The following is a 21,059-nucleotide window of genomic DNA, read 5'->3' on the forward strand; positions in this document are numbered from 1 at the left end:
TCGTGACTCTCCCGAAACGTGAGCCTGCATACCTCCCACGTATCACCCTGGAATACTTACGGGTCCATCGTTAGAATAAAGCCATGACAGTACCAAGCGAGGAGGCAGTACGGGAAGCCCTCGGCACCGTGCTTGATCCTGAAATTCGTCGTCCAATCACCGATCTCGACATGGTGCGTTCTGTCGACATCGACAATGGCAATGTTGCCGTCGGCATCGATCTCACCACGCAGGGATGTCCGTTGCGTGACACGATCTCGTCTGACATCGAAGAGGCAGTCGGCAAGGTCGAAGGAACCCAGGCCGTGACCGTTGACTTCGGCGTTATGTCCGATGAACAGCGCAAGGCCCTGCAAACTAAGCTTCGCGGCGGAGCTCCCGAGGCGGTTATCCCGTTCTCGCAGCCCGGCTCGCTAACTCGCGTCTACGCAATCACGTCCGGTAAGGGTGGCGTCGGCAAGTCGTCAATGACCGCTAACCTCGCCGTTGCCCTCGCCAAGCAGGGACTGCGTGTGGGCGTTGTTGACGCCGACATTTACGGACACTCGATCCCCGCCATGCTCGGCGTAACCCAGCCCCGACCCGCGTGGAAGACATGATCATGCCGCCCGTTTCACAGGGCATCAAGGTCATCTCCATTGGCATGTTCACCCAGGGCAACACCCCCGTCGTGTGGCGCGGACCCATGATGCACAGGGCGCTCCAGCAGTTCCTTGCCGACGTCTACTGGGGCGACCTTGACGCCCTTCTCCTCGACCTTCCCCCGGGCACCGGCGACGTCGCCATCTCGGTCGCGCAGCTTCTGCCGAACTCCGAGATTGTCGTTGTCACCACCCCGCAGCTCGCAGCCTCGCAGGTTGCTGAGCGTGCTGGCGCAATGGCGGCGCAGACCAACCAGAAGGTCATCGGCGTTATCGAGAACATGTCCCACCTTGAGCTCCCGGACGGAACAAAGATGGACCTGTTTGGTTCCGGCGGTGGCGAAAAAGTTGCCGCCGAGCTCACGAAGATCCTTGGCTACGAGATCCCTGTCCTCGCACAGATCCCCCTCGAGCAGGAACTCCGCGAGCAGGGCGACAATGGCACCCCGCTGGCCGGTACCGACTCCGAGTCCCCCGCATCGACCGCGATTCACGGCATTGCGGACAAGCTCGCGCACCGTGCACGCGGCCTGGCAGGTCGCTCCCTCGGACTCAGCCCGATCAACAACTGATCGCGCGCCGATCAGCCTGATCAACCCGTGACGCTGTGGGCCTCCCAAATGGGAGGCCCACACTCATGTCTGCATTATTCTCAGGAACTCATGTCCCCAAGAGCACGAGGGAAAGCCGACTTGCGAAGCGCGGCTGCCTGAGCAATGATGACCGGCCTATCGAACAGCGCGCGGCAACTCTTATCCGCTATGCCACTGATGTAGCGGGCGCCCGTTCACAATAATCGGATTATTCTAGACGGGATCATTCCAGCCGGTTTGTCGCCGAATCCGTGTCCCGACGTGGCCTCCCGTGGCCCAGAATCAGGTTGCCTGATCGTCGAACGGAACCGTATCCCGGACGGCGGTTGCAGTCCCAGCGGCGGTGCCGCTGGCAGCGGACGTAGCCGGCGCCGTTGCGGCGGGAGAGGTCGTTGCGGTTGCTGTTGCTGTGCCAGCCGCAGCCGTTCCAGCGGCGGCGGCCGTTGCGGTCGCCGCGGCGGCTGTGGGAACCGAACGAGGTGTTGAGACTGGACGGGAGGTTCGGGAGGGAACACGTGCCGGAGGCTCGTCCTTGAGCGCTTCCTTGACGATCCTGCGCGGATCGTACTGGCGCGGGTCGAGATTCTTGAGCTCCTCAAAGTCGGGCCCGAGTTCTTCCTTGACCCTGGCTTTCGCACCGGTGGCGATGTTCTTGACCTCGCGAATGAGGCGGCCGAGCTGCGCTGCGAGCTCCGGGAGCTTCTCGGGACCAACAATAATGACAAGAATGAGCGCAAGGACGATGAACTCAGTCGTGTTGATTCCCATGCCGACCATCATACCCGGCCTTCACATTTCGGACATGGTACTGAGGGACTAGACGAGAAGCGTTCTGGACCACATTTCCCGCCAAATATCCTTGGAAATCCCGAAGTGACAGAAATTCTTGTGACAGGTTAGTGGCTGGATGAGCATGCTCTGTCCCGAATGGTCAACGGCACGGCTTGAAACAGCGGAACGTGCCGGTTTCATGGGTAAGATGGTCCGCAGATACAAGGAGGACCGCATGTCGAGTGACAAGGCCCAGCTGTGGGCGTTCGCCGAAGAGCAGACAACCGAGGACGAACTTCTCGCGGGGGCTCGGGCCGCCGCCGATGATCTTGGCATCGCGGCAACGAGTCCGGCCACGGGGGCGCTCCTCCGCCTCCTCGTTTCCACGTCCCGCGCACAGACGGCGGTGGAAGTGGGCACCGGCGCGGGAGTCTCCGGCCTCTACCTGCTCCAGGGCAATCCCACCCTCACTCTGACAACAATCGACGTTGAGAGCGAAGCACAGCGGTGTGCACGCGAGCTCTTTGCCCGCGCCGGAATCCGAGCATCCCGCACCCGCCTGATCAAGGGCCGTTCCGCGGACATCCTCCCCCGCCTTGCAGATCGGTCCTACGACATGGTGCTCGTCGACGGGTCCGCCGAAGAGGCACCGGGCGATGTTGAGGAAGCCCTCCGTATCCTCCGTCCCGGCGGTCTCCTGATCGTGGCTCGTGCCCTTCTTGATGGTCGGGTCGCCGATCCCGCTCGCCGCGAACCGGACACCGTGGCGTTGCGCGGCCTCGTCCGCGACGTTCTCGAGCGCAGCCCCATGTCCTCTATCGTCCCGATCGGAGCGGGCCTGTTGCTCGCTCAGACACGGAGCGAATAAACCCACCCGCGGCAGGAGCTCCCCCACTTAAGTTTGGCGCTCCCCAACTCGCGGAAGTTCCCGTTCTTGGCAGCACCGGCTCCATGTCATAGCGACAGTGGCTCCTCGAGTCCAATCACGGTAGCTCCACTCGTTGAAGCGGGATGGATCCCATGGTGACGTTTCGCAGACTTGCCGATACCGAGGAGGACCTGCTCGAGACTTTTCTCTATCTCGCTATTCATCAGGAAGATCCCACAAATCCGGTGTCTCGGTCGGTTCTTGAGCTTCCGGAGCTTGCTACATATATCAGTAACTGGGGTCGGCGCAGTGACCACTGCCTCGTTGCCGAGGTCGGCGGCGTCGTCATCGGTGCCGTCTGGTGCAGGATGTACGCCGGCCAGGTAACCGGCTATGGCTTCGTGGATGATCAAATCCCCGAGCTCACCATGTCTCTTCTGCCCGAATATCGGGGACGGGGTATAGGAAGTGAGCTGCTGGGACGGCTTTTCGAGTTGTTGCAAGAAAAGGGCTTCGAGCGGGCTTCCCTGTCCTGCCAAGTATCAAATCCTGCTTATCGTCTCTACCAACGAATGGGTTTCGAGACCCTCCGCCTTGGCGACGGGATGCGGTCATGGTCATTGAACTCGAAAAATCACAGCGAACCGGATCAAACAGGGGTGGGTCCGGGCCGGGAAACACGAGTAGGACATAGGAAATCCCGGGCCTTAGCGTTAGCCAAGACCCGGGATGTGAAGCTGGTTCTAGCTCACTACTGCATTGAGTGCCGCACCAAGCTCTGCTGCTTCATCAGCGTTTAGCTCGATGACAAGGCGTCCACCGCCATCAACAGGAATTCTCATGACGATTCCGCGGCCTTCCTTTGCCACTTCAATCGGTCCATCACCCGAGCGGGGTTTCTGCGCTGCCATGGTTTATCTCCTTAACTAAAGGTCGTCTCTAGTTTACGGCATCACGGCCCGGAGAGGGAGAAGTATGTCACGTACCGTTCGGTCTATTGCCGTCTTCGTCCTTGCCGTTGACCTTGTCAGCCACCGCGCTAATACCCTTGAGGATAGCTTCGAGGGCCTCCTCGGCCGTATCAACGACGGTAATGAGATCCATGTCTTCCGGGGAGATCATGCCTTCCCCGACCTGCTTGTCCTTGATCCAGTCAACGAGGCCTCCCCAGTATCCGGAATCGACAAGGACGACGGGGAACGACATGACCTTGCGGGTCTGAACGAGAGTGAGGGCCTCGAAGAGCTCATCGAGGGTGCCGAAACCGCCGGGAAGAACAATGAAGCCCAGCGAGTACTTCACGAACATCATCTTGCGGATAAAGAAGTACCGGAAGTTGATGCCAAGATCGACGTAGTCGTTCATGCCCTGCTCGAACGGAAGCTCAATGCCAAGGCCAACGGAAATGCCCTTCGCGTCGACCGCGCCCTTGTTCGCGGCTTCCATGATTCCCGGCCCTCCGCCGGTGATGACCGAGAAGTCATGCTCAACCAGTTTGGCGGCGATGTCGGTGGCGAGCTGGTAGTTGGCGTTCTCGGGCTTGGTCCGCGCGGAACCGAAGATCGACACGGCCGGGCCGAGGTCAGCCAATGCACCAAATCCTTCGACGAACTCCGCCTGGATTCTCATCACGCGCCACGGGTCAGCATGGAGCCAGTCGGAATCCTGGTTGGGTGCAAGCAGCCTCGCATCCGTTGTCGACTTCGGGATCTGGTCGCCCCGCAGGAGCACGGGGCCGCGTCGATATGACTTCATATCATGTCCTTTCGTTCTTCGCCCACAGTACCGAATCGCTCGGTGAGCGCCGCTTCGCTATCTCGCCGGATGACCAGATTGATCGCAGGAACGAACCAAGTCGGCGGATTCACCCGCGATTTCCAGCGTTACAGCCGCTAGGCCTGGTCGGCAAAGAGTTCCCGGATGTGCTGAGCATCAACCGAGTGTCGGAGCTGCCGTGCCGCTTCGGTAATCGAGCCGGACAGGGACGGATACACCGTAAAGACGGAAGCCATGTCGTCAGCTGTCATACGGGAGGTGACCGCGAGCGCAATCGGCAAAATGTATTCGGAGGCCGCCGGGGCCACGACGACACCGCCAATAACGATGCGAGTTGAACTGTCAGCAATGAGCTTGACGAAGCCGTCGTTCATCCCCTGCATCTTCGCCCGCGGGTTCCGCATGAGAGGAACGATCGTCATGACGGCGTCGAGGCCTTCGTCGACATGCTTCTGGGTGACACCCACGGTCGCGATCTCGGGTGCCGTGAAGATGTTCGCGGCGACCTTCGACACGTCGAGAGGCTCGACGTAGTCGCCCAGCGAATGGTTCATGGCGATCCGCCCCTGCATGGCTGCCACGGAGGCCAGCGGATAGGAACCGGTGACATCACCGGCGGCGTAGACGCGGAAGGCGGTTGTGCGGGACACCTTGTCGACAAGGATGTGGCCGGATTCTTTGAGGGTCACTCCGGCTTCTTCAAGGCCAATGCCTGACGTGTTCGGGATGGAGCCCACCGCCATGAGGCAGTGCGAGGCCTCGATCTCCCGACCATCGGACAGCGTGACAATAACGCCGTCTTCGGTACGGCGCACCGACTGGGCGCGGCTCTTGTTGAGGATGGTCATGCCGCGGCGGGCGAAGACATTCTCGATGACCTTGGCGGCGTGCGGGTCCTCGTTGGGGAGGACCCGGTCACGAGACGACACGAGGGTGACTTGCACGCCGATCCCCATGTAGGCACCGGCGAACTCCGCACCCGTAACACCGGATCCGACCACGACCAGGTGCTCAGGCAGTTCCGTCATGTTGTACATCTGGGTCCAGTTGAGAATCCGCTCCCCGTCCGGCTTCGCGTCGGGCAGCTCCCGGGGGGTCGCACCGGTGGCAACCAGAACCATTTCCGCTTCGAGAGTCTGCTCGGTTCCGTCCGCAAGCTTCGCCAAGACCAGCCGACACCCGTTATCGCCGATCCCGGTGAGGATCGTACCCTTACCGTTCAGTATTGTGACCCCTTCATCCGACAGGCGTTCGTGAATGTCGTCGGATTGGCGGGTGGCAAGGTCTCGGATTCGGGCGTTGATTGCCGGGAAGCTCACGGTCCACGGCTCGTCCGAGGCAACAATGCCGAGTTCGTCGGCAGATTCGACGTTGTGCAACCATTCGGCGGACGCAATGAGGGTCTTGGAGGGCACCACGTCGGTGAGGACGGCGCTGCCTCCCATGCCTTTGTCTTCGATGATGGTGACGCGTGCACCGAGCTGGGTGGCGGTCAGGGCGGCCTCGTAGCCGCCCGGTCCACCCCCGATGATGACGACGCGGGATCCTTCGCGGACCCGGGACGCTCCCGGGATCTTAGATTTCGGTGCGCCCGACGCGGTCGGACCTGTCGGCCTGGGATCAGTTACGTTCTCCACGTGAACATTGTGTCAAAGAACGCACGCGGTGGGGCACTCTTCAGAATGGGTCATGCAAATCGGTCACGAGAATGTACCGTAGTGCTATGACCACACAGGACCCCTACACGCTCGCTTCGAGCGCGGCCGAATACATTGCAGCCGCCGCTGGAATCGAAGCTATCGACATTGCCCTTGTCCTCGGATCCGGATGGAAGGGCGCGGAAGACCTCCTCGGTGACGCCGTTGTCACCCTCCCGGCCGAAGACGTTCCCGGTTTTACTGCCTCCGCTGTTGTGGGGCATGGCGGGACCCTCACCGTACGCAAGCTTGCCTCGGGCGCCCACGCACTGATTTTGGGCGCCCGCACGCACCTCTACGAGGGACTTGGCGTCGCGGCCGTCGCCCACGGTGTACGCACCTCCGCGAAGCTCGGAGCGAAGGCCCTGATCTTGACCAACGGATGTGGCTCCACCGTTCCCGAATGGGGACCGGGCACCGCGGTCCTCTTGAAGGACCATCTCAACCTCACCGGCACCTCCCCCATTGTCGGCGCAAACTTTGTGGACCTGACGGATGCCTACAGTCCCCGGCTCAGGGAGATCGCCCACCGGGTTGATCCGAACCTGCCCGAGGGGGTCTACGCACAGTTCCCCGGCCCTCACTACGAGACCCCGGCCGAGGTCAAGATGGCGCGCCTGCTCGGCGCCGATCTCGTCGGCATGTCCACCACTCTCGAAACGATTGCGGCCCGCGAAGCCGGTCTTGAGGTTCTCGGGATCTCGCTGGTCACAAACCAGGCCGCGGGCTTTGCTCCCGCCCCGCTGTCCCACGAGGAAGTTCTCCAGGCAGGCGCCGAGGCCGGACCTCGCCTCGCTACCCTGCTTGCCGACATCGTTAAGGAAATGAGCGCATGATGATCGATATCGACTCCTGGATCGCCCACGACCCCGATCCCAAAACCCGGGCCGAGCTCACCCAGCTCAAGGAACAGGCCGCCAACGGTGACGCGGGCGCTCAGGCCGAACTGGATGATCGCTTCTCCGGCCCCCTCGAATTCGGCACCGCGGGCCTGCGGGGCGAGATGGCGGGGGGACCCCACCGCATGAACCGTGCGGTGGTTCGCAAGGCCGCCGCCGGTCTCGTCGACTTCCTCCAGGAAGAAGTGGGCCGCGACGCTCTCCTCGTTATCGGCTACGATGCTCGCCACAACTCGAAGGACTTCGCGCTCGACACCGCCGCCGTTGCCACGGCCGCGGGCGCCCGCGCCATGATCTACCCGCACCACGTTCCCACACCCCTGCTGGCGTGGGCCGTCCGCCACCTGAACGCCGATGCTGGCGTCATGGTCACCGCCTCCCACAACCCGCCCAGGGACAACGGCTACAAGGTGTACCTCGGTGGCCGAGCAGTGTCCGAGGGTGCTCAGGGCGTTCAGATCGTCCCACCCTACGACGCGAAAATCGCCGAGAAGATCGCAGCCACCTCCGATGCTGACGAGATCCCCCTGGCCACGACGGGGTGGACGGAGATCGGCGAGGACGTTATCGAGGCCTACCTCGAGCGCGCCGCCTCGCTGGTCCCCCACCAGAACTTCTCGGACCTCAAGATCGTGCTGACTTCCATGCACGGCGTTGGTGGCGAGACGATGAAGGAAGTTCTGGCCCGCGCGGGCTTCACGAACGTCACCGAGGTTGCGGAGCAGGCCCAGCCCGATCCGGGCTTCCCCACCGTGGCCTTCCCCAACCCGGAAGAGCCCGGAGCTCTCGATCTTGCACTCAGCAAGGCAGCATCCCTCAAGGCTGATCTCGTGATCGCAAACGACCCGGACGCCGATCGATGCTCGGCGGCGATCCCCACCCCGAACGGATGGCGGCAGCTCAACGGTGACGAGATCGGTTCCATTCTCGGTGACCAGATCGCAAAGATCGGTGCCATCACCGGCGGCACCCTCGCCTCCTCAATCGTTTCCTCGCGTCTTCTCAAGGAGATCGCGGGCCGTCACGGCCTCACCCACGTCTCCACCCTCACGGGCTTCAAGTGGATTGCACGCGTTCCCCAGCTAATTTTCGGTTACGAGGAAGCGATCGGCTTCTGTGTCGACCCGGACGGTGTACGCGACAAGGACGGCATCACCGCCGGCCTTCTCCTGGCACACGTGGCCGCTCAGCTCCGCTCGAAGAACAAGACGATCGGCGAGCAGCTCGACCACCTGGCGGAAACCCACGGCGTCTACCTCACGGCACCGGTAACGATCCGCGTGGACGACCTGTCGCTTATGCCGGCCACGATGGCGCACCTGAGGGCCAATCCGCCCACCCAACTCGCTGGCTCCCCCGTGGCAAGCGTCGAGGACCTTTCGGAGGGCTCGCAGGCCCTCCCACCGACCGACGCAATCGTGATCCTCAACGAGTTGGGCGACCGCGCGGTCGTCCGTCCCTCGGGCACCGAGCCGAAGGTCAAGTGCTATCTCGAGGTTATCGAGCCCGTCACCCAGAGCCTCGACTCCTCCCGAGCAGCCGCCTCCTCACGCATGGCCCAACTCCAGGCGGACATGAGCAAGGCCCTCACCCTGCCGTAAGGGCTGGCAAGACTAGCTAAACACATGACCCGGCCAATCTGGCCGGGTCATGTGTCTGCTTAGCTAAGTTCTCATGACGGCTACCGAACTCACGTTCAGCGTGGGTCAACCTTGATCTGGTGTGTTACTTCTACCGGAAGCCAGGGTTGCCTTCAGGCGTTTCGCTTACTCCGTGCCGGTAGGCTCGGGCAGGACCGCCCACACGACGTGCGTCCAGTTGCCGAGGGCACGGTGCTTGGTTTTGCGGTTGAGAAGATCCTCGAAAGGCACGTCGTAGAGCATGCCGGAGGACGGCTCGTAGATCCTCATGTTGCTCGTGCGAGTCTGCTTTGCTGGCGGCACCGCGAGAACCACGTGGCGCGGGATTGCGGTATCCAGGCCCAGCCGGGAGTTGCCACCCGTGTACAGCGGCACGGGGATGCCTGTAGCGTTCGCATTCCAGACGGACTGGAGGATGGCACGACCCTGCTCCGTGCTGTCGTCGAGCGCGTGAGCCTTGTAGGTGACGCCGGGGAATCGGGCTTCCCGTGCCAATGTCCACGGAGGGCTTCCGAAACGCTTCGGCCAGTCAATGGGACCCACCGCATCCTTCGTGATCCGCTCGTGGATCTCCAGCTGGTAGGAACGAATCCGGTCCGGGTCTTCTTCCAGGGTGCGTGCGAGTGCCGGGTCTCCCGTTGCTTCCAGCATGAGGAGAACCGCGGCACCGCACGTCGTTTCATTGACCTGGGTGACCAGTGTGGAGCCCAGGACCACGGGAACCGGGTCGATCGGATCAGCAGGCGGGTGCGGGCTCATCCGAGTGTGGATCGGCCGCTGGAGTTTAGCGACGATCCTGCCCACATGAAGCCCGGCCATGGATCAGCCGATCCTATCGAGCAGCACGGACTCCCGGGTCGGAGCAACGGTACTGATCTTGATGCCACCCTCGAGGGCCTCGCGTGCCTTCTCGAAACGCGGCTCATCGTCCGTGTGGAAGGTAAGGATCGGATCGCCAGCCTTGACGGCTTCGCCGAGATGGGCGTGGATCGTGATGCCGGCGCCGGCCTGCACCTGGTCCTCCTTGCGGGCACGGCCCGCGCCGAGCTTCCAGGAGGCCACCCCAACCTTGAGAGCGTCGAGTTCGGAAATGACGCCGTCGGATTCGGCAACTACCGTTTCCGTGTGCTTGGAGGTGGGGAGCTCAGCATCCGGGTCGCCGTGCTGTGCCCGAATGAGCTCCTTCCAGGAATCCATTGCCTTGCCGTTCTCCAGGTTCTCGGACGGGTCGGTATCGATGCCGGTGGCGAGAAGCATTTCGCGAGCGAGTGCCACGGTCAGCTCCACGACATCATCGGGGCCGCCGCCTGCCAGTACCTCGACGGACTCCTCCACCTCGAGGGCGTTGCCGATCTTCCGTCCCAGCGGGACGGACATGTCGGTCAGGAGAGCCACCGTGTGGGTGCCCGCGGCCTTGCCGATCCGCACCATCGTGCGAGCCAGTTCGCGGGCCTGCTCAAGGTCCTTCATGAAGGCACCGGAGCCGACCTTGACGTCAAGGATGAGGGAGTCGGTTCCTTCTGCGATCTTCTTTGACATGATCGACGACGCAATAAGCGGGATGGCTTCGACGGTGGAGGTGATGTCGCGCAGGGCGTAGAGCTTCTTATCGGCCGGTGCAAGCCCGCTTCCCGCGGCGCAGATCACTGCGCCAACGGTGTCGAGCTGGCGAAGGATCTCGTCGTTCGTCAGGTTCGCCCGCCATCCGGGGATGGCTTCGAGCTTGTCGAGGGTGCCTCCGGTGTGGCCGAGGCCGCGGCCGGAGAGCTGCGGGACGGCTACGCCGTACGAAGCGACGAGCGGTGCAAGCGGCAGGGTGATCTTGTCTCCCACTCCCCCGGTCGAGTGCTTGTCGGTCGTGGGTTTGGACAGCGAGGAGAAGTCCATAGTTTCACCCGAGTTGATCATCGCCTGGGTCCAGGTGGAGATCTCATCTTGGTTCATGCCGTTGAGGAAGATCGCCATGGCAAGTGCCGACATCTGCTCCTCTGCAACAACGCCGCGGGTGTAGGCGTCGATCACCCAGTTGATCTGGTCCGTGGAGAGGACCTCGCGGTCCCGCTTCGTCCGGATAATGTCGACGGCGTCGAATGCTTCAGTCATTCGTTTTCCTCTCTACCTTGTCGAGGTCGTTTGGCCCAAAGCCGTAGGGCAAGACCTCTGATAGGGGCATAATGCCCCGGGGCAGGTTAACCTCGGTGTCCGGGGTGCCGTGCTCCCAGAGGAGCTGTCGGCAGCGTCCGCACGGGATCGTGAGATCACCATTGCCGTTCACGCACAGAAAGGCGGTGATCTTACCGCCGCCCTCGCGCACGAGGTCGGAGACCATTCCGCATTCGGCGCAGAGGGTCACCCCATATCCGGCGTTCTCGACGTTACATCCGGAGAAGATGCGTCCGTCGGTGGACAGGCATGCGGCTCCAACCGGGAACCCGGAATAGGGCACGTAGGCCATGTTCATGGCGTCGATAGCGGCCTGACGCAGGGCGTTCCAATCCGTCATGACTTGATGTACGGAATGTTCTCTGCGGCGGGTGCACGCGACTTACCGACGAAGCCGGCGACCGCGAGGATCGTGACAATGTACGGGATCATGGCGAGCAGGTTCGGGTCGATCGGGTTCGTGGCGACGAGCGGCAGGAAGTCGACGATCGCGGAAGCGAAACCGAACATGAGAGCCGCTCCCATGGCGCCGATCGGATGCCACTTGCCAAGGATCATGGCGGCAAGGGCAATGTAGCCGTTGCCAGCCGACATGTTCTCCGTGAACACGGCGTTCGCGCCAATCGTGAAGGCGGCGCCACCGAGACCGGCGAGCGACGATCCGAGGATCGTGTTGAGCGTCCTCGTGCGGTTGACGTTAATGCCCACCGTGTCCGCTGCCTTCGGGTGCTCACCAACGGACCTCATGCGCAGGCCCCAGCGGGACCGGAACAGCATCATGGTGAGGAAGATGAGGAGGAAGTAGAGGACGTACACGATGATCGTGTGGCGGAAGAAGACGGGTCCGATGAACGGAATGTCTGCCAGCAACGGGATCTCGTAGACGGGAAGCGAGTACGAGATCGAGTTCCACTCCGGCGTATCCTTCACAACCGTTCCGAGAAGGAAGGACGTAATGCCGAGGCAGAGCACGTTCAGGACGACGCCAACAATGATCTGGTCCACGGCGTACTTCACGGAGAAGAGCGCGAGGAGAAGTCCGACAAATGCTCCGGCAAGCGGTGCTCCGAGCAGGCCCCACCAGGAGCTTCCGAACATGGAAGCGAAGACAATGCCGGTGAAGGCACCGACGAGGAGCTGACCCTCGATCGCAATGTTGACAACACCAACGCGCTCACACACAACGCCCGCCATCGATCCGTAGATCAACGGTACCGCTGCGGTGATCGTGGCGGCGAACAGGCCGGCGATCGTGATGAATCTGCCGGATCCGCCACCGGAGAAGGTGAGGAAGGCAAGAATCAGGGGCAGGAGGACAAGCAGGCCCAGCCACAGCGGCTGCTTCTTTCGCTGGACGGCACGAACAACCGAGTAGATTGTTGCCGCGGCCACGATTCCCGTAAGAATCCAGCAGGTCTGTCCCGCGTACACAAGCAGGTTTCCGCTGTCCCTCGAGGGGCGGATGTCTTTCCACACGAACTCGGCAACGCCGTGAGCGTTCATAGCGAAATAGACGCCCAGCAGTGTCGCGAGGACATAGAGAATCGGGAGCTTCCAGGAGATGGGAGCCTGAACGCTATGTTCATTTTCCGCGGGCAGTGCCTCTTGGCGGTCGACGTCGATGGTCACTTTGCCTCCTGCTGAAGAGTAATGAACTCGCGGTAGCCGACGCCGTCAGGCTTCGGGAAACGGAAAATCCAGCGGATCAGCGGAGGAGCTGCGATCAGCAGGACAATAACGGACTGAAGGATCAGGATCATGTCGACGGGAACACCCGCGCCCTGCATGCGGGGCGAGCCCGCCTTAAACGCACCGAAGAGCAGACCGGCGCCGAAGATACCCACGGGCTTGTTGCGACCAAGGAGAGCCACGGTGATGGCGTCAAAGCCGATCGAACCCGCCGCGCCCTGCGTGAGGCTACCGAGGGTGCCGAGGACCTGGTTCGCACCCGCCAAGCCACAAAGGGCCGCGGAGGTAAACATGGTCATCGTGATGACCTTCGCGGTCGACATGCCAGCAGTTTCGGAGGCGTGGGCGTTCGCGCCAACGGCGCGCAGCTCGAAGCCGAACTTCGAACGCTCCAGAAGCCACCAGACGAACCACGTTGCCAGGATCGCGAGGATAATGCCCGCGTGGAGCGAGAAGTCGCCCGGCAGAATCATCGGCAGGCGTGACTCATCGGCAACCGCCTGCGACTTCGGCTGGTTGTTGTTCGGGCCCTGGAACACGTCCTGGTTCAAGACGTAGAGCATGAGGAAACCGGCGATCGAGTTCAGCATGATCGTCACGATCACCTCGTTCGCACCCGTTTTTGCCTTGAGCAGACCAACGAAGCCACCCCAGATACCGGCGACGATAACCGCGCCAACGACAGCGACGAGAAGGTGGGCGCCGTAGGGCAGGTCCAGGGTGAAGCCCAGGTAGGTGGCGGCAATAGCGCCCAGAATGATCTGGCCCTGACCACCGATGTTGAACAGGCCGGCCCGGAAGCCCAGGCCCAGGCCGAGGCCCGCGAGGATCAGCGGCGCGGCGTCCTTAAACGTGTTCGTCAGGGGCCGGATCTGCCTGGCAAAGGTGTCCTGATCGGGGTCGAAGATCGAGCCCTTGAACAGCCTCCAGTACGTGTCGATAATCGACGCATCGGCGATCCAGATAAAGAACGCACCGACAATAAAGGCAATGATGACCGCGACAACCGAAATGATCCAGTTGGAACGGACGGCTACGTGAAGAGCCGCTCTCACCTTGAGCGACAGGGGCGTCGACGTGTCTGTCGATGTGCTCACCGGTCCTCCTTCTGCATGGCTTCCTCCATGGGAACTCCGGCCATCATGAGGCCGAGGACAGCGTTGGGCGTGTGTGCGGGAACGATGCCGACGACCCGGCCTCGGTACATGACCGCGATGCGGTCGGACAGGGACTGAATCTCGTCCAGCTCCGAGGAGATGAGAACAACGGCGGTTCCGGTGTCTCGTTCCTGGACGATGCGGTTGTGAATGAACTCGATGGAGCCAACATCGACACCGCGGGTCGGCTGGGATGCGACAAGAAGCGTGAGCTTGCGCGACATTTCGCGCGCCACGATGACCTTCTGCTGGTTACCGCCCGACAGTGTCGTGATCGGGTCGGAAACGTTCGTCAGTCGAATATCAAACTCGTCGCGGAGCGTCTCCGCGTTCTCGTGGATTTCCTTGAGCTTCAGAGATGGGCCGCGGGAGAACCGTTCGGAACGGTACTGGTTGAGGACCAGGTTCTCGGCAACCGAGAAAGGCTGGACCATTCCGTCCCTCATGCGGTCCTCCGGGATGTACCCCAGTCCCTCGTCGACCCGCTTGCGGACAGGGTGCTTCACGATCGATTTACCGTCGAGCAGGATGTCGCCCCTCGTGGGGGCACGCAGCCCGAGGAGGATCTCGGCGAGCTCGGTTTGACCGTTTCCTTGAACGCCGGCGATGCCGAGGATTTCGCCCTTCTGGATGTCGAGATTGACGCGGTCAACCACTGTCACGAGGTCATCGTTGACGTACGACAGGTTCTTGACCGAAACAACGTTGGGAGCCGGCTCGGGCTCGGTCTTGTCCACCTTGAGCATGACGGAGCGGCCCACCATCATGTTCGCCAGCTCTGCCTCGGAGGAATCGGGAGATGCTTCGCCAACAACCTTGCCACGGCGAATCACCGTGATCTTGTCGGCCACGGCGCGGACCTCGCGAAGCTTGTGGGTGATGAAAACGATTGACGTGCCGGCTGCCGCGAGTTCCTTCATGATCTCCATGAGCTCATCGGTTTCGGCGGGTGTGAGCACGGCGGTGGGCTCATCGAGGATCAGGATCTGGGCCTTGCGGGACAGAGCCTTGACGATTTCAACGCGCTGCTGGGCACCAACAGGCAGATCCTCGATCTTGGCTTTCGGGTCAAGGTCGAAGCCGAAGCGCTTCGATACGTCCTTGACGATCTGGTGGGCTTCCTTCGTCTTGATGAGCCCAATGCCGGGGACGGTTGGTTCGTAGCCGAGTGCGACGGACTCGGCAACGGTAAACACGGGGACGAGCATGAAGTGCTGGTGGACCATGCCAATGCCGGCCGCGACGGCGTCACCCGGGCCTTTAAAGGTCACGGGCTTCCCGTCGATACGGATCTCCCCTTCATCGGGGTCGTACAGCCCGTACAAAACGTTCATAAGAGTCGACTTGCCCGCACCATTCTCTCCGAGGAGCGCATGGATCTGTCCGGGTTCAACGACAAGGTCGATATGGTCATTGGCGATAAGGGATCCAAACTTCTTTGTGATCCCGACAAGCTCAAGCTTCACCTTGGCTGTTGCCTTTCTCTGTGTTCCAGCGGCCGATTGATGATAACGGATTTGCTGGACGTGGCGAAAAAGGGCGGGCCTAGAACCATGTGGGGCATGATCCTAGGCCCGCCGGATGACCGAATATTACGGTGCGTTCGGGGTCTCTACAACGAGTTCACCCGAGATGATCTGCTCGCGGAGCGCATCAATTTCGGATACGAGCTCGGCGGGAACGTCGGACTCGAAGTCGTGGAACGGAGCGATGTTCACGCCGCCGTTCTCAAGCGTGCCAACGTAGGCTTCGCTGTCGAACTCGTCGGTTGCCACATCGGCAATTGCGTCGAGGACCGAAACGTCGATGTCCTTGAGGACCGAGGTCAGGATGATCGACGAGAACTCGGGAGCGGACTCGTACCAGTCGGAGTCAACACCGATGATGTAGACGTCGCCAGCGGTCTGAGCGGCAGCGGCAGCGCCGAGGCCAACCGGACCGGCGACCGGCATGATGATGTCGGCACCCTGGTTGATGAAGTTGTTGGCGAGCTGCTGACCCTGTGCCTGATCATCGAACGAGTTCGAGAAGGAACCGGTCTGGGACTCCTTGTCCCAGCCCAGAACCTGAACGTTAGCGTCCGGGTATGCCTCGTTGTAGGCGGCGACGCCGTCAACGAAACCGTCCATGAAGATTTGGACGGACGGGATCGGCAGACCACCGAAGGTGGCGACAACGCCGGTCTCGGTCATGCCTGCAGCCGCGTAGCCTGCGAGGTAAGCAGCCTCGGCGGTGTTGAAGAGAAGCGCACGAGCGTTGTCGGACGGGGTCTCGAAGGGGGAGTCAACGAGAGCGAACGAAACGTCCGGGTTCTCCTGAGCAGCGCCGCTCGTTGCCTCTTCCAGAAGGAAGCCAACACCGATGACGAGGTCACAGCCCTCGGCAACCATGGCGTTCACGTTCGGAGCGAAGTCAGTGTCGGACGACGACTCGGCGGTCGAGGTCTGGACACCCATGAGCTCCTCAGCTTCCATGAGGCCGTTGAATGCCGACTCGTTGAAGGACTTGTCGTCCCAGCCGCCTGCGTCAGAGACGATGCAAGCGGTGTATTCGGAAGCGTCGATGGAGGCGTAGTCACGGCCGGCGCCGTCGCCGTCCTCGGTGCCCTCACCATCGGTGTCTTCGGTATCCGTATCCTCGGTGTCGGTATCCTCGGTATCGGTATCGGTGTCCTCGGTGTCCTCCGAGTCAGTGGTCTCTACCGTGTCCTCGGTCGAATCCGTCGTCTCATCGGCGGCATCGTCGGCACAGCCGGCAAGGACAAGAGCAGCGACACCAGCAAGTGCCATAAATGACGTGGATTTCTTCACGCGTTACTCCTATTTCATAGGTCCGCGCCCGTGCGGCACGGATTTCACCAATAGCATACTCGTTAACGTGCCGTTAACGTACACAGAAGGGCAAAATAGTCATCAAAGTTTGATAACGGGTTTAAATAGTCCCACACTTTTCGTCAATACGGCAGTGTTTTGACAGATTAGTTTGCGCGGTGTTCACCGGCTTCGAATTTTTGTCACACCGCGTGGCCCCACCCTCCCAGCAGTCCGGGCATGTTTTTTGGTGGTGACCGCGGTCGAATTTATCGAAGTCTGTTCAGGTCGTCACCAAGGGAGGCAACCACGCCCCCAAGTCCCGCCGACTGTTCCTTGGTTGTCACGAGCAGAACATCACCAGTATCGACCACAACAGCCTCGGGGATCCCGTGGATCACAATCGGCCGGTCATGAGAGTAAACGACGGCACCGTCGGATCCCGATAGGACAACGGGCTGGGCGGAGCCGCCGGAGGACACCTGCTCGGCAGAGTTATCCAGGTGTTCGGACAGCGAGGCATAACCGCCGATATCGGACCAGCCCATCGAGACCGGCACCGTCGTCACTCCCCCAATTTCTGCCAGGGGCTCGGCAATGGCGCGGTCGATAACCGAGTCTTCCAGGTCATCCCATCCGGTGAGGGCCTCGGCCCGTCCCGGGCCGTCCCACTCGGCTGCGATGGCTCGCAGGCCGGCGGCAAGCTCCGGCTTGAACTGCGCAAGAGAATCGAGCAGAACACCCACCCTGGAGACAAACATGCCGGCGTTCCAGAGGAAGGTACCGGATTCGACATATTCGACGGCGCGCGGAAGGTCCGGCTTCTCCATGAACTCGGCAACGGCGTACGCGCCCTTGACAGTCGTTTCCTCGCCGACGTGAATGTAGCCGAAGCCCGTGTCGGGCGAGGTGGGGGTGATGCCGATGGTGACGACCTTGCCGGTCTTTGCGGAGTCGATGGCCGTGCGCACCGCCTGTTGGAATGCTCCGGTGTCGGAGATCAGGTGGTCGGCGGCGAAGGAGCCAACCACGGCATCGGGGCCGTACCGCTTTTCAACGATGGCGGCAACCAGGCCAATGGCCGGCATGGTGCCCCGCGGCGAGGGTTCGATGACGAGGGCGTCTTCGGAGAGATCCAGTTGCTCGGCAACCGCCTTCGCATGGTCTTTGCCGGTCACGACAATGAGGTCATCCGCGAGGCCTTCCAGCCGGTCGGAGGTGGCTTGGATGAGGGTGCGTCCCACACCCGTCATGTCAATGAGGAACTTCGGGTGGCTGCGCCTCGACAGGGGCCACAGCCTCGTTCCGGCACCGCCTGCGGGAACAATCGCAACAAACGTCATCTCTTTGCCTTTTCGCTCTCAAGCCGGTGATCCATTTTCGCCTGGGCAAGCTTCAGCTCGAGCTTCTCGATCTTCTTCGAACTCTTCTTACCCTTGCGACCGTCCCATTCTGGCAGGTTCTTTCGCAGCCGGTCGGAGAACTCGGGGTCCTTCGTCATATCAGGAACGACAACGCCGGTGAACGGCTCATGGGTCCACCTCGTTGTCTCCGGAACGGACAGGGTCACGAAGTTCGGGGTGTCATGTGCGTGGATGGATTCGGGAACCGTGATCTTCATGGGTGCCGGCGGGTTGGCGGTGAACGCCGCGGCGATGAGAACGATACGGGTAACGAAGTTGATCCACAGGAGGAGCGTTGCGATCGCAGCAAACGGGGCAAGCACCGGATTGTCTGAGACGGAGCCAATAACGGATGTACCGAGGAAGCGAACAACGGATGTGCCGAGCGCACCGAGGGCCGCTCCCATGAACAGGTCCTTCCGGGGCGGCCGGGCACCGGCCGTGAAGCGGAAGAGCAGCATGATGACAACAAGGTCAACGAGGAAAGCGACGAAAAGCGAACCGATCCTGATCGCCCACTGGGCAAAGCTTCCTTCGATGCCAATGAAGTCGAGGATGGTGTCCGCCAGGGTGCCCGCCACGGATGTCAGAACGGAACCGAGAAGAACGCCGAGAGCAAGACCGAGGAAGGCGAGCAGGTCGCGGGCCTTCAGGACAATGAAGTTCTCGGGTAGCTTCGAGATGCCGAACATGGCCCGGATCGAGACCTTGAGGGCGTTCATGACCGACAGCGCGGTCCAGAGCAGGACACCCATGGCGATGATCGAGGCCGGATTCAGGGCAGTTTCCATCACCAGCGAATCGGGGGATATGAGTCCGCTGGGATCGTCTTCGGTCTGGAGGATTCCCGGCATGGCGTCGTTGATGCCGTTAAAGACGGTGTTCCGTAGCTCCTCATTGGAACCCAGCACGGCCATGAAAGCCGTGATGGAGATCGTGAGGGCGGCCGCGATGGAGAAGATAGCCGAGTAGGCAATACCACCGGATAGGAGCGCACCCTTGGCCACCCCGTACCGCTGGAATGCTCTCAGCAGCCGGATGTGCTGGATCTTGTGCAGGAAAGGCTCCGGCTCCACGGTGATCGGCCTAGTCGATGGCACCGTGGAGGGAGCGTCATAGTAAATGTCGTTGTCATTTGCCACGCGTCCAGCCTAAACGAAACAGGGCCGACGCGTGTGCTGAGATGCAGTTTTACGCGTGAAACGGAGGAGGGACAGCCGAGTGACTGCCCCTCCTCCGTCATGCTGTTCAGTCTGGAACCGAGTCCCGCAACCCGTTGGAATCCCTAGAAGTCCGTCACGTCGTAGTCGATTGTCAGCGGTGCGTGGTCGGACCACCGGCTCGCATAGTCGCCTGCTCGGCCGACTTCCGCGGAGACCGCGGTGTCCGCGAGCGCCTTCGTGGCCATCTGGTAGTCGATGCGCCACCCGGCATCGTTATCGAATGCCTTGCCGCGCTGGGACCACCAGGTGTAGGGGCCCTGGACGTCGCCGACGAGGTTGCGGTGCACGTCCTCGTAGGTATCGAACCACCGCTCGAGGTAGGCCATTTCCTGGTCAAGAACGCCGGACGTCTTGTTGTGGTTCGGCTTGAAGTTCTTGATGTCCTTCGGTCCGCGAACGACGTTGAAGTCGCCCGCCATGAGCAGTTCGTTCTCGATCTGGCCAAGACGGTCCTCCGCCATGTCCAGGTGACGGTACTTGGCTGCCATGACCTCCGGCTTTGTTGCCGTACCCGAGTAGAGGTAGGCGGAGACGAAGGTGACGGTGCGGGATCCGACGGTGACGTCGGCTTCGACCCAGCGTCCCGAGTCCACGTCGTTGTCCCCTTCGAGCCCAATCCGGGCTGCGGTGACATCGAGGTGGGGGCGGACGGCGATGGCGACGCCGCTGCGCCCCTTCGCACGGGAGGCCTGCTGGACGACGCTCCAGTCTCCGGGGAGGAGTCCTTCCACGAGTTCTTCAGGTGCGCGAACTTCCTGGAGGAGGAGCACATCGGGGTTGTTCTCGGTGACCCACTCCTGCATGCCCTTTTTGACGGCGGCACGGATTCCATTGACGTTTACGGTTGTTACCCTCAAAGCTTGCTTTCTGCCATTGTGACAACGTTTTCGAGGAGCATTGCCCGGGTCATCGGGCCCACTCCCCCTGGGTTCGGCGAGAGCCATCCCGCCACTTCCTTTGCCTGCGGATCGACGTCTCCGACGATCCGGGCCTTTCCATCCTCCCCGACAACGCGGGAAACTCCAACATCGAGGACGACGGCACCGGGTTTGAGCCAGTTGGCACGGACCAGGCCGGGCGAGCCGGCCGCGGCAACGACCACGTCCGCCATCGCCACCTTCTCCGCCATGCCAACCGTGCCGGTGTGCATGAGGGTGACGGTGGCGTTAATGGAACGGCGGGTCAGCAGGAGCCCGATAGAACGGCCGACGGTGGTGCCGCGGCCGATCACCGCGACATCTTTACCGTCGAGGTCGATCTCGTAGCGGCGGAGCAGTTCGATCACGGCGGTGGGCGTGCAGGGAAGCGGCGACGTGATCGGCTCCTTAGCGCGCAGTGCGAGCCTGCCGAGGTTTGTCGGGTGCAGGCCGTCCGCGTCCTTGTCGGGGTCGACGGACTCGAGGACAAGATTCGTGTCGATGCCGTCCGGGAGCGGAAGCTGGACGATGTAGCCGGTGCAGGCCGGATCCTCGTTAAGGCGCTCGATAGCGCCGAGGATCTCCTCCTGGGAGGCGGAAGCCGGGAGGTCTTCGCGGATCGAGTTGATTCCGACTTCCTGGCAGTCCTTGTGCTTACCGGCAACGTACTTCTGGGAGCCGGGATCATCCCCGACGAGAACCGTGCCGAGGCCCGGAACGATTCCCTTCTCCTTGAGTGCGGCGACGCGCGCGGCTAGCTCGTCCTTAATGGTCTGTGCGGTGGCCTTGCCATCCAGTACTTCGGCTACCAA

The 21,059-nt window shown here is 61.8% G+C and carries 19 protein-coding genes and 1 pseudogene; 5 read left to right on the forward strand and 15 right to left on the reverse strand.

The window, feature by feature from the left end; all coding sequences use genetic code 11:
- The first annotated feature begins 83 nt into the window (after positions 1 to 83).
- A pseudogene (locus tag EJ997_RS13420) lies at positions 84 to 1,213 on the forward strand (Mrp/NBP35 family ATP-binding protein).
- Positions 1,214 to 1,516: 303 nt separating this feature from the next.
- Here EJ997_RS13420 and EJ997_RS05595 read toward each other — a convergent pair.
- Positions 1,517 to 2,014, reverse strand: a complete 498-nt coding sequence (locus EJ997_RS05595; protein WP_206501851.1) for a twin-arginine translocase TatA/TatE family subunit — start codon at positions 2,012 to 2,014, stop codon at positions 1,517 to 1,519.
- 127 nt (positions 2,015 to 2,141) lie between these two features.
- Here EJ997_RS05595 and EJ997_RS05600 point away from each other — a divergent pair, with 127 nt between their 5' ends.
- Together EJ997_RS05600 and EJ997_RS14060 are read left to right on the forward strand one after the other, a co-directional pair.
- Complete coding sequence (locus EJ997_RS05600) at positions 2,142 to 2,873, forward strand: O-methyltransferase (protein ID WP_228201596.1); 732 nt, start codon at positions 2,142 to 2,144, stop codon at positions 2,871 to 2,873.
- Positions 2,874 to 3,025: 152 nt separating this feature from the next.
- Positions 3,026 to 3,673 carry a GNAT family N-acetyltransferase gene (locus EJ997_RS14060; protein WP_126703696.1) on the forward strand — a complete coding sequence of 216 codons (648 nt, stop codon included), beginning with the start codon at positions 3,026 to 3,028 and terminating at the stop codon, positions 3,671 to 3,673.
- On the opposite strand, the gene EJ997_RS05610 is transcribed toward EJ997_RS14060, so the two are convergent.
- The 3 genes from EJ997_RS05610 to EJ997_RS05620 all read right to left on the reverse strand — a co-directional run bounded on the left by EJ997_RS05610 (position 3,617) and on the right by EJ997_RS05620 (position 6,286).
- The gene (locus EJ997_RS05610) at positions 3,617 to 3,784 is read right to left on the reverse strand and encodes a DUF3117 domain-containing protein (protein ID WP_126703697.1); all 168 of its coding nucleotides are present in this window, start codon (positions 3,782 to 3,784) and stop codon (positions 3,617 to 3,619) included. The two genes, EJ997_RS14060 and EJ997_RS05610, sit on opposite strands and share 57 nt — an antisense overlap.
- Before the next feature lie 67 nt (positions 3,785 to 3,851).
- Entirely contained in the window at positions 3,852 to 4,628 is a 777-nt protein-coding gene (locus EJ997_RS05615) for an LOG family protein (RefSeq protein ID WP_126703698.1), read from the reverse strand.
- A gap of 137 nt (positions 4,629 to 4,765) precedes the next feature.
- Entirely contained in the window at positions 4,766 to 6,286 is a 1,521-nt protein-coding gene (locus EJ997_RS05620; RefSeq protein ID WP_228201598.1) for an NAD(P)H-quinone dehydrogenase, read from the reverse strand.
- 86 nt (positions 6,287 to 6,372) lie between these two features.
- Here EJ997_RS05620 and EJ997_RS05625 point away from each other — a divergent pair, with 86 nt between their 5' ends.
- Positions 6,373 to 7,182 (forward strand): purine-nucleoside phosphorylase, encoded by an 810-nt coding sequence (locus tag EJ997_RS05625; protein WP_126703699.1) that lies wholly within the window; start codon positions 6,373 to 6,375, stop codon positions 7,180 to 7,182.
- Positions 7,182 to 8,846, forward strand: a complete 1,665-nt coding sequence (locus EJ997_RS05630) for a phospho-sugar mutase (protein WP_126704960.1) — start codon at positions 7,182 to 7,184, stop codon at positions 8,844 to 8,846. Before EJ997_RS05625 ends, EJ997_RS05630 begins: the two co-directional genes overlap by 1 nt.
- 165 nt (positions 8,847 to 9,011) lie before the next feature.
- Here EJ997_RS05630 and EJ997_RS05635 read toward each other — a convergent pair whose 3' ends face one another.
- The 11 genes from EJ997_RS05635 to EJ997_RS05685 all read right to left on the reverse strand — a co-directional run bounded on the left by EJ997_RS05635 (position 9,012) and on the right by EJ997_RS05685 (position 21,059).
- Positions 9,012 to 9,704 (reverse strand): hypothetical protein, encoded by a 693-nt coding sequence (locus tag EJ997_RS05635; protein WP_126703700.1) that lies wholly within the window; start codon positions 9,702 to 9,704, stop codon positions 9,012 to 9,014.
- Between the two features lie 3 nt (positions 9,705 to 9,707).
- Positions 9,708 to 10,988 carry a thymidine phosphorylase gene (locus EJ997_RS05640; protein ID WP_126703701.1) on the reverse strand — a complete coding sequence of 427 codons (1,281 nt, stop codon included), beginning with the start codon at positions 10,986 to 10,988 and terminating at the stop codon, positions 9,708 to 9,710.
- A complete protein-coding gene (locus EJ997_RS05645; protein ID WP_126703702.1) occupies positions 10,981 to 11,388 on the reverse strand; it encodes a cytidine deaminase in 408 nt (135 codons plus the stop codon). The genes EJ997_RS05640 and EJ997_RS05645 overlap by 8 nt, the downstream gene beginning before the upstream one ends.
- Positions 11,385 to 12,677: an ABC transporter permease gene (locus EJ997_RS05650; protein ID WP_407644340.1), complete on the reverse strand. Its 1,293-nt coding sequence runs from the start codon at positions 12,675 to 12,677 to the stop codon at positions 11,385 to 11,387. The genes EJ997_RS05645 and EJ997_RS05650 overlap by 4 nt, the downstream gene beginning before the upstream one ends.
- Entirely contained in the window at positions 12,674 to 13,834 is a 1,161-nt protein-coding gene (locus EJ997_RS05655; RefSeq protein ID WP_228201599.1) for an ABC transporter permease, read from the reverse strand. Before EJ997_RS05655 ends, EJ997_RS05650 begins: the two co-directional genes overlap by 4 nt.
- Positions 13,831 to 15,360 carry an ABC transporter ATP-binding protein gene (locus tag EJ997_RS05660; protein ID WP_126703703.1) on the reverse strand — a complete coding sequence of 510 codons (1,530 nt, stop codon included), beginning with the start codon at positions 15,358 to 15,360 and terminating at the stop codon, positions 13,831 to 13,833. The genes EJ997_RS05655 and EJ997_RS05660 overlap by 4 nt, the downstream gene beginning before the upstream one ends.
- A gap of 126 nt (positions 15,361 to 15,486) precedes the next feature.
- Positions 15,487 to 16,704, reverse strand: coding sequence for a BMP family lipoprotein (locus EJ997_RS05665; protein WP_228201600.1), 1,218 nt, complete (start codon positions 16,702 to 16,704; stop codon positions 15,487 to 15,489).
- A 269-nt stretch (positions 16,705 to 16,973) separates the two neighbouring features.
- Complete coding sequence (locus tag EJ997_RS05670) at positions 16,974 to 18,047, reverse strand: mannose-1-phosphate guanylyltransferase (protein WP_126703704.1); 1,074 nt, start codon at positions 18,045 to 18,047, stop codon at positions 16,974 to 16,976.
- Entirely contained in the window at positions 18,044 to 19,249 is a 1,206-nt protein-coding gene (locus tag EJ997_RS05675) for a YihY/virulence factor BrkB family protein (protein ID WP_126703705.1), read from the reverse strand. Before EJ997_RS05675 ends, EJ997_RS05670 begins: the two co-directional genes overlap by 4 nt.
- Before the next feature lie 143 nt (positions 19,250 to 19,392).
- Positions 19,393 to 20,187, reverse strand: a complete 795-nt coding sequence (locus EJ997_RS05680; protein ID WP_126703706.1) for an exodeoxyribonuclease III — start codon at positions 20,185 to 20,187, stop codon at positions 19,393 to 19,395.
- Positions 20,184 to 21,059, reverse strand: coding sequence for a bifunctional methylenetetrahydrofolate dehydrogenase/methenyltetrahydrofolate cyclohydrolase (locus EJ997_RS05685; RefSeq protein WP_126703707.1), 876 nt, complete (start codon positions 21,057 to 21,059; stop codon positions 20,184 to 20,186). The genes EJ997_RS05680 and EJ997_RS05685 overlap by 4 nt, the downstream gene beginning before the upstream one ends.

The organism is Flaviflexus ciconiae, from assembly GCF_003971195.1.
Taxonomy (GTDB): Bacteria; Actinomycetota; Actinomycetes; order Actinomycetales; family Actinomycetaceae; genus Flaviflexus; species Flaviflexus ciconiae.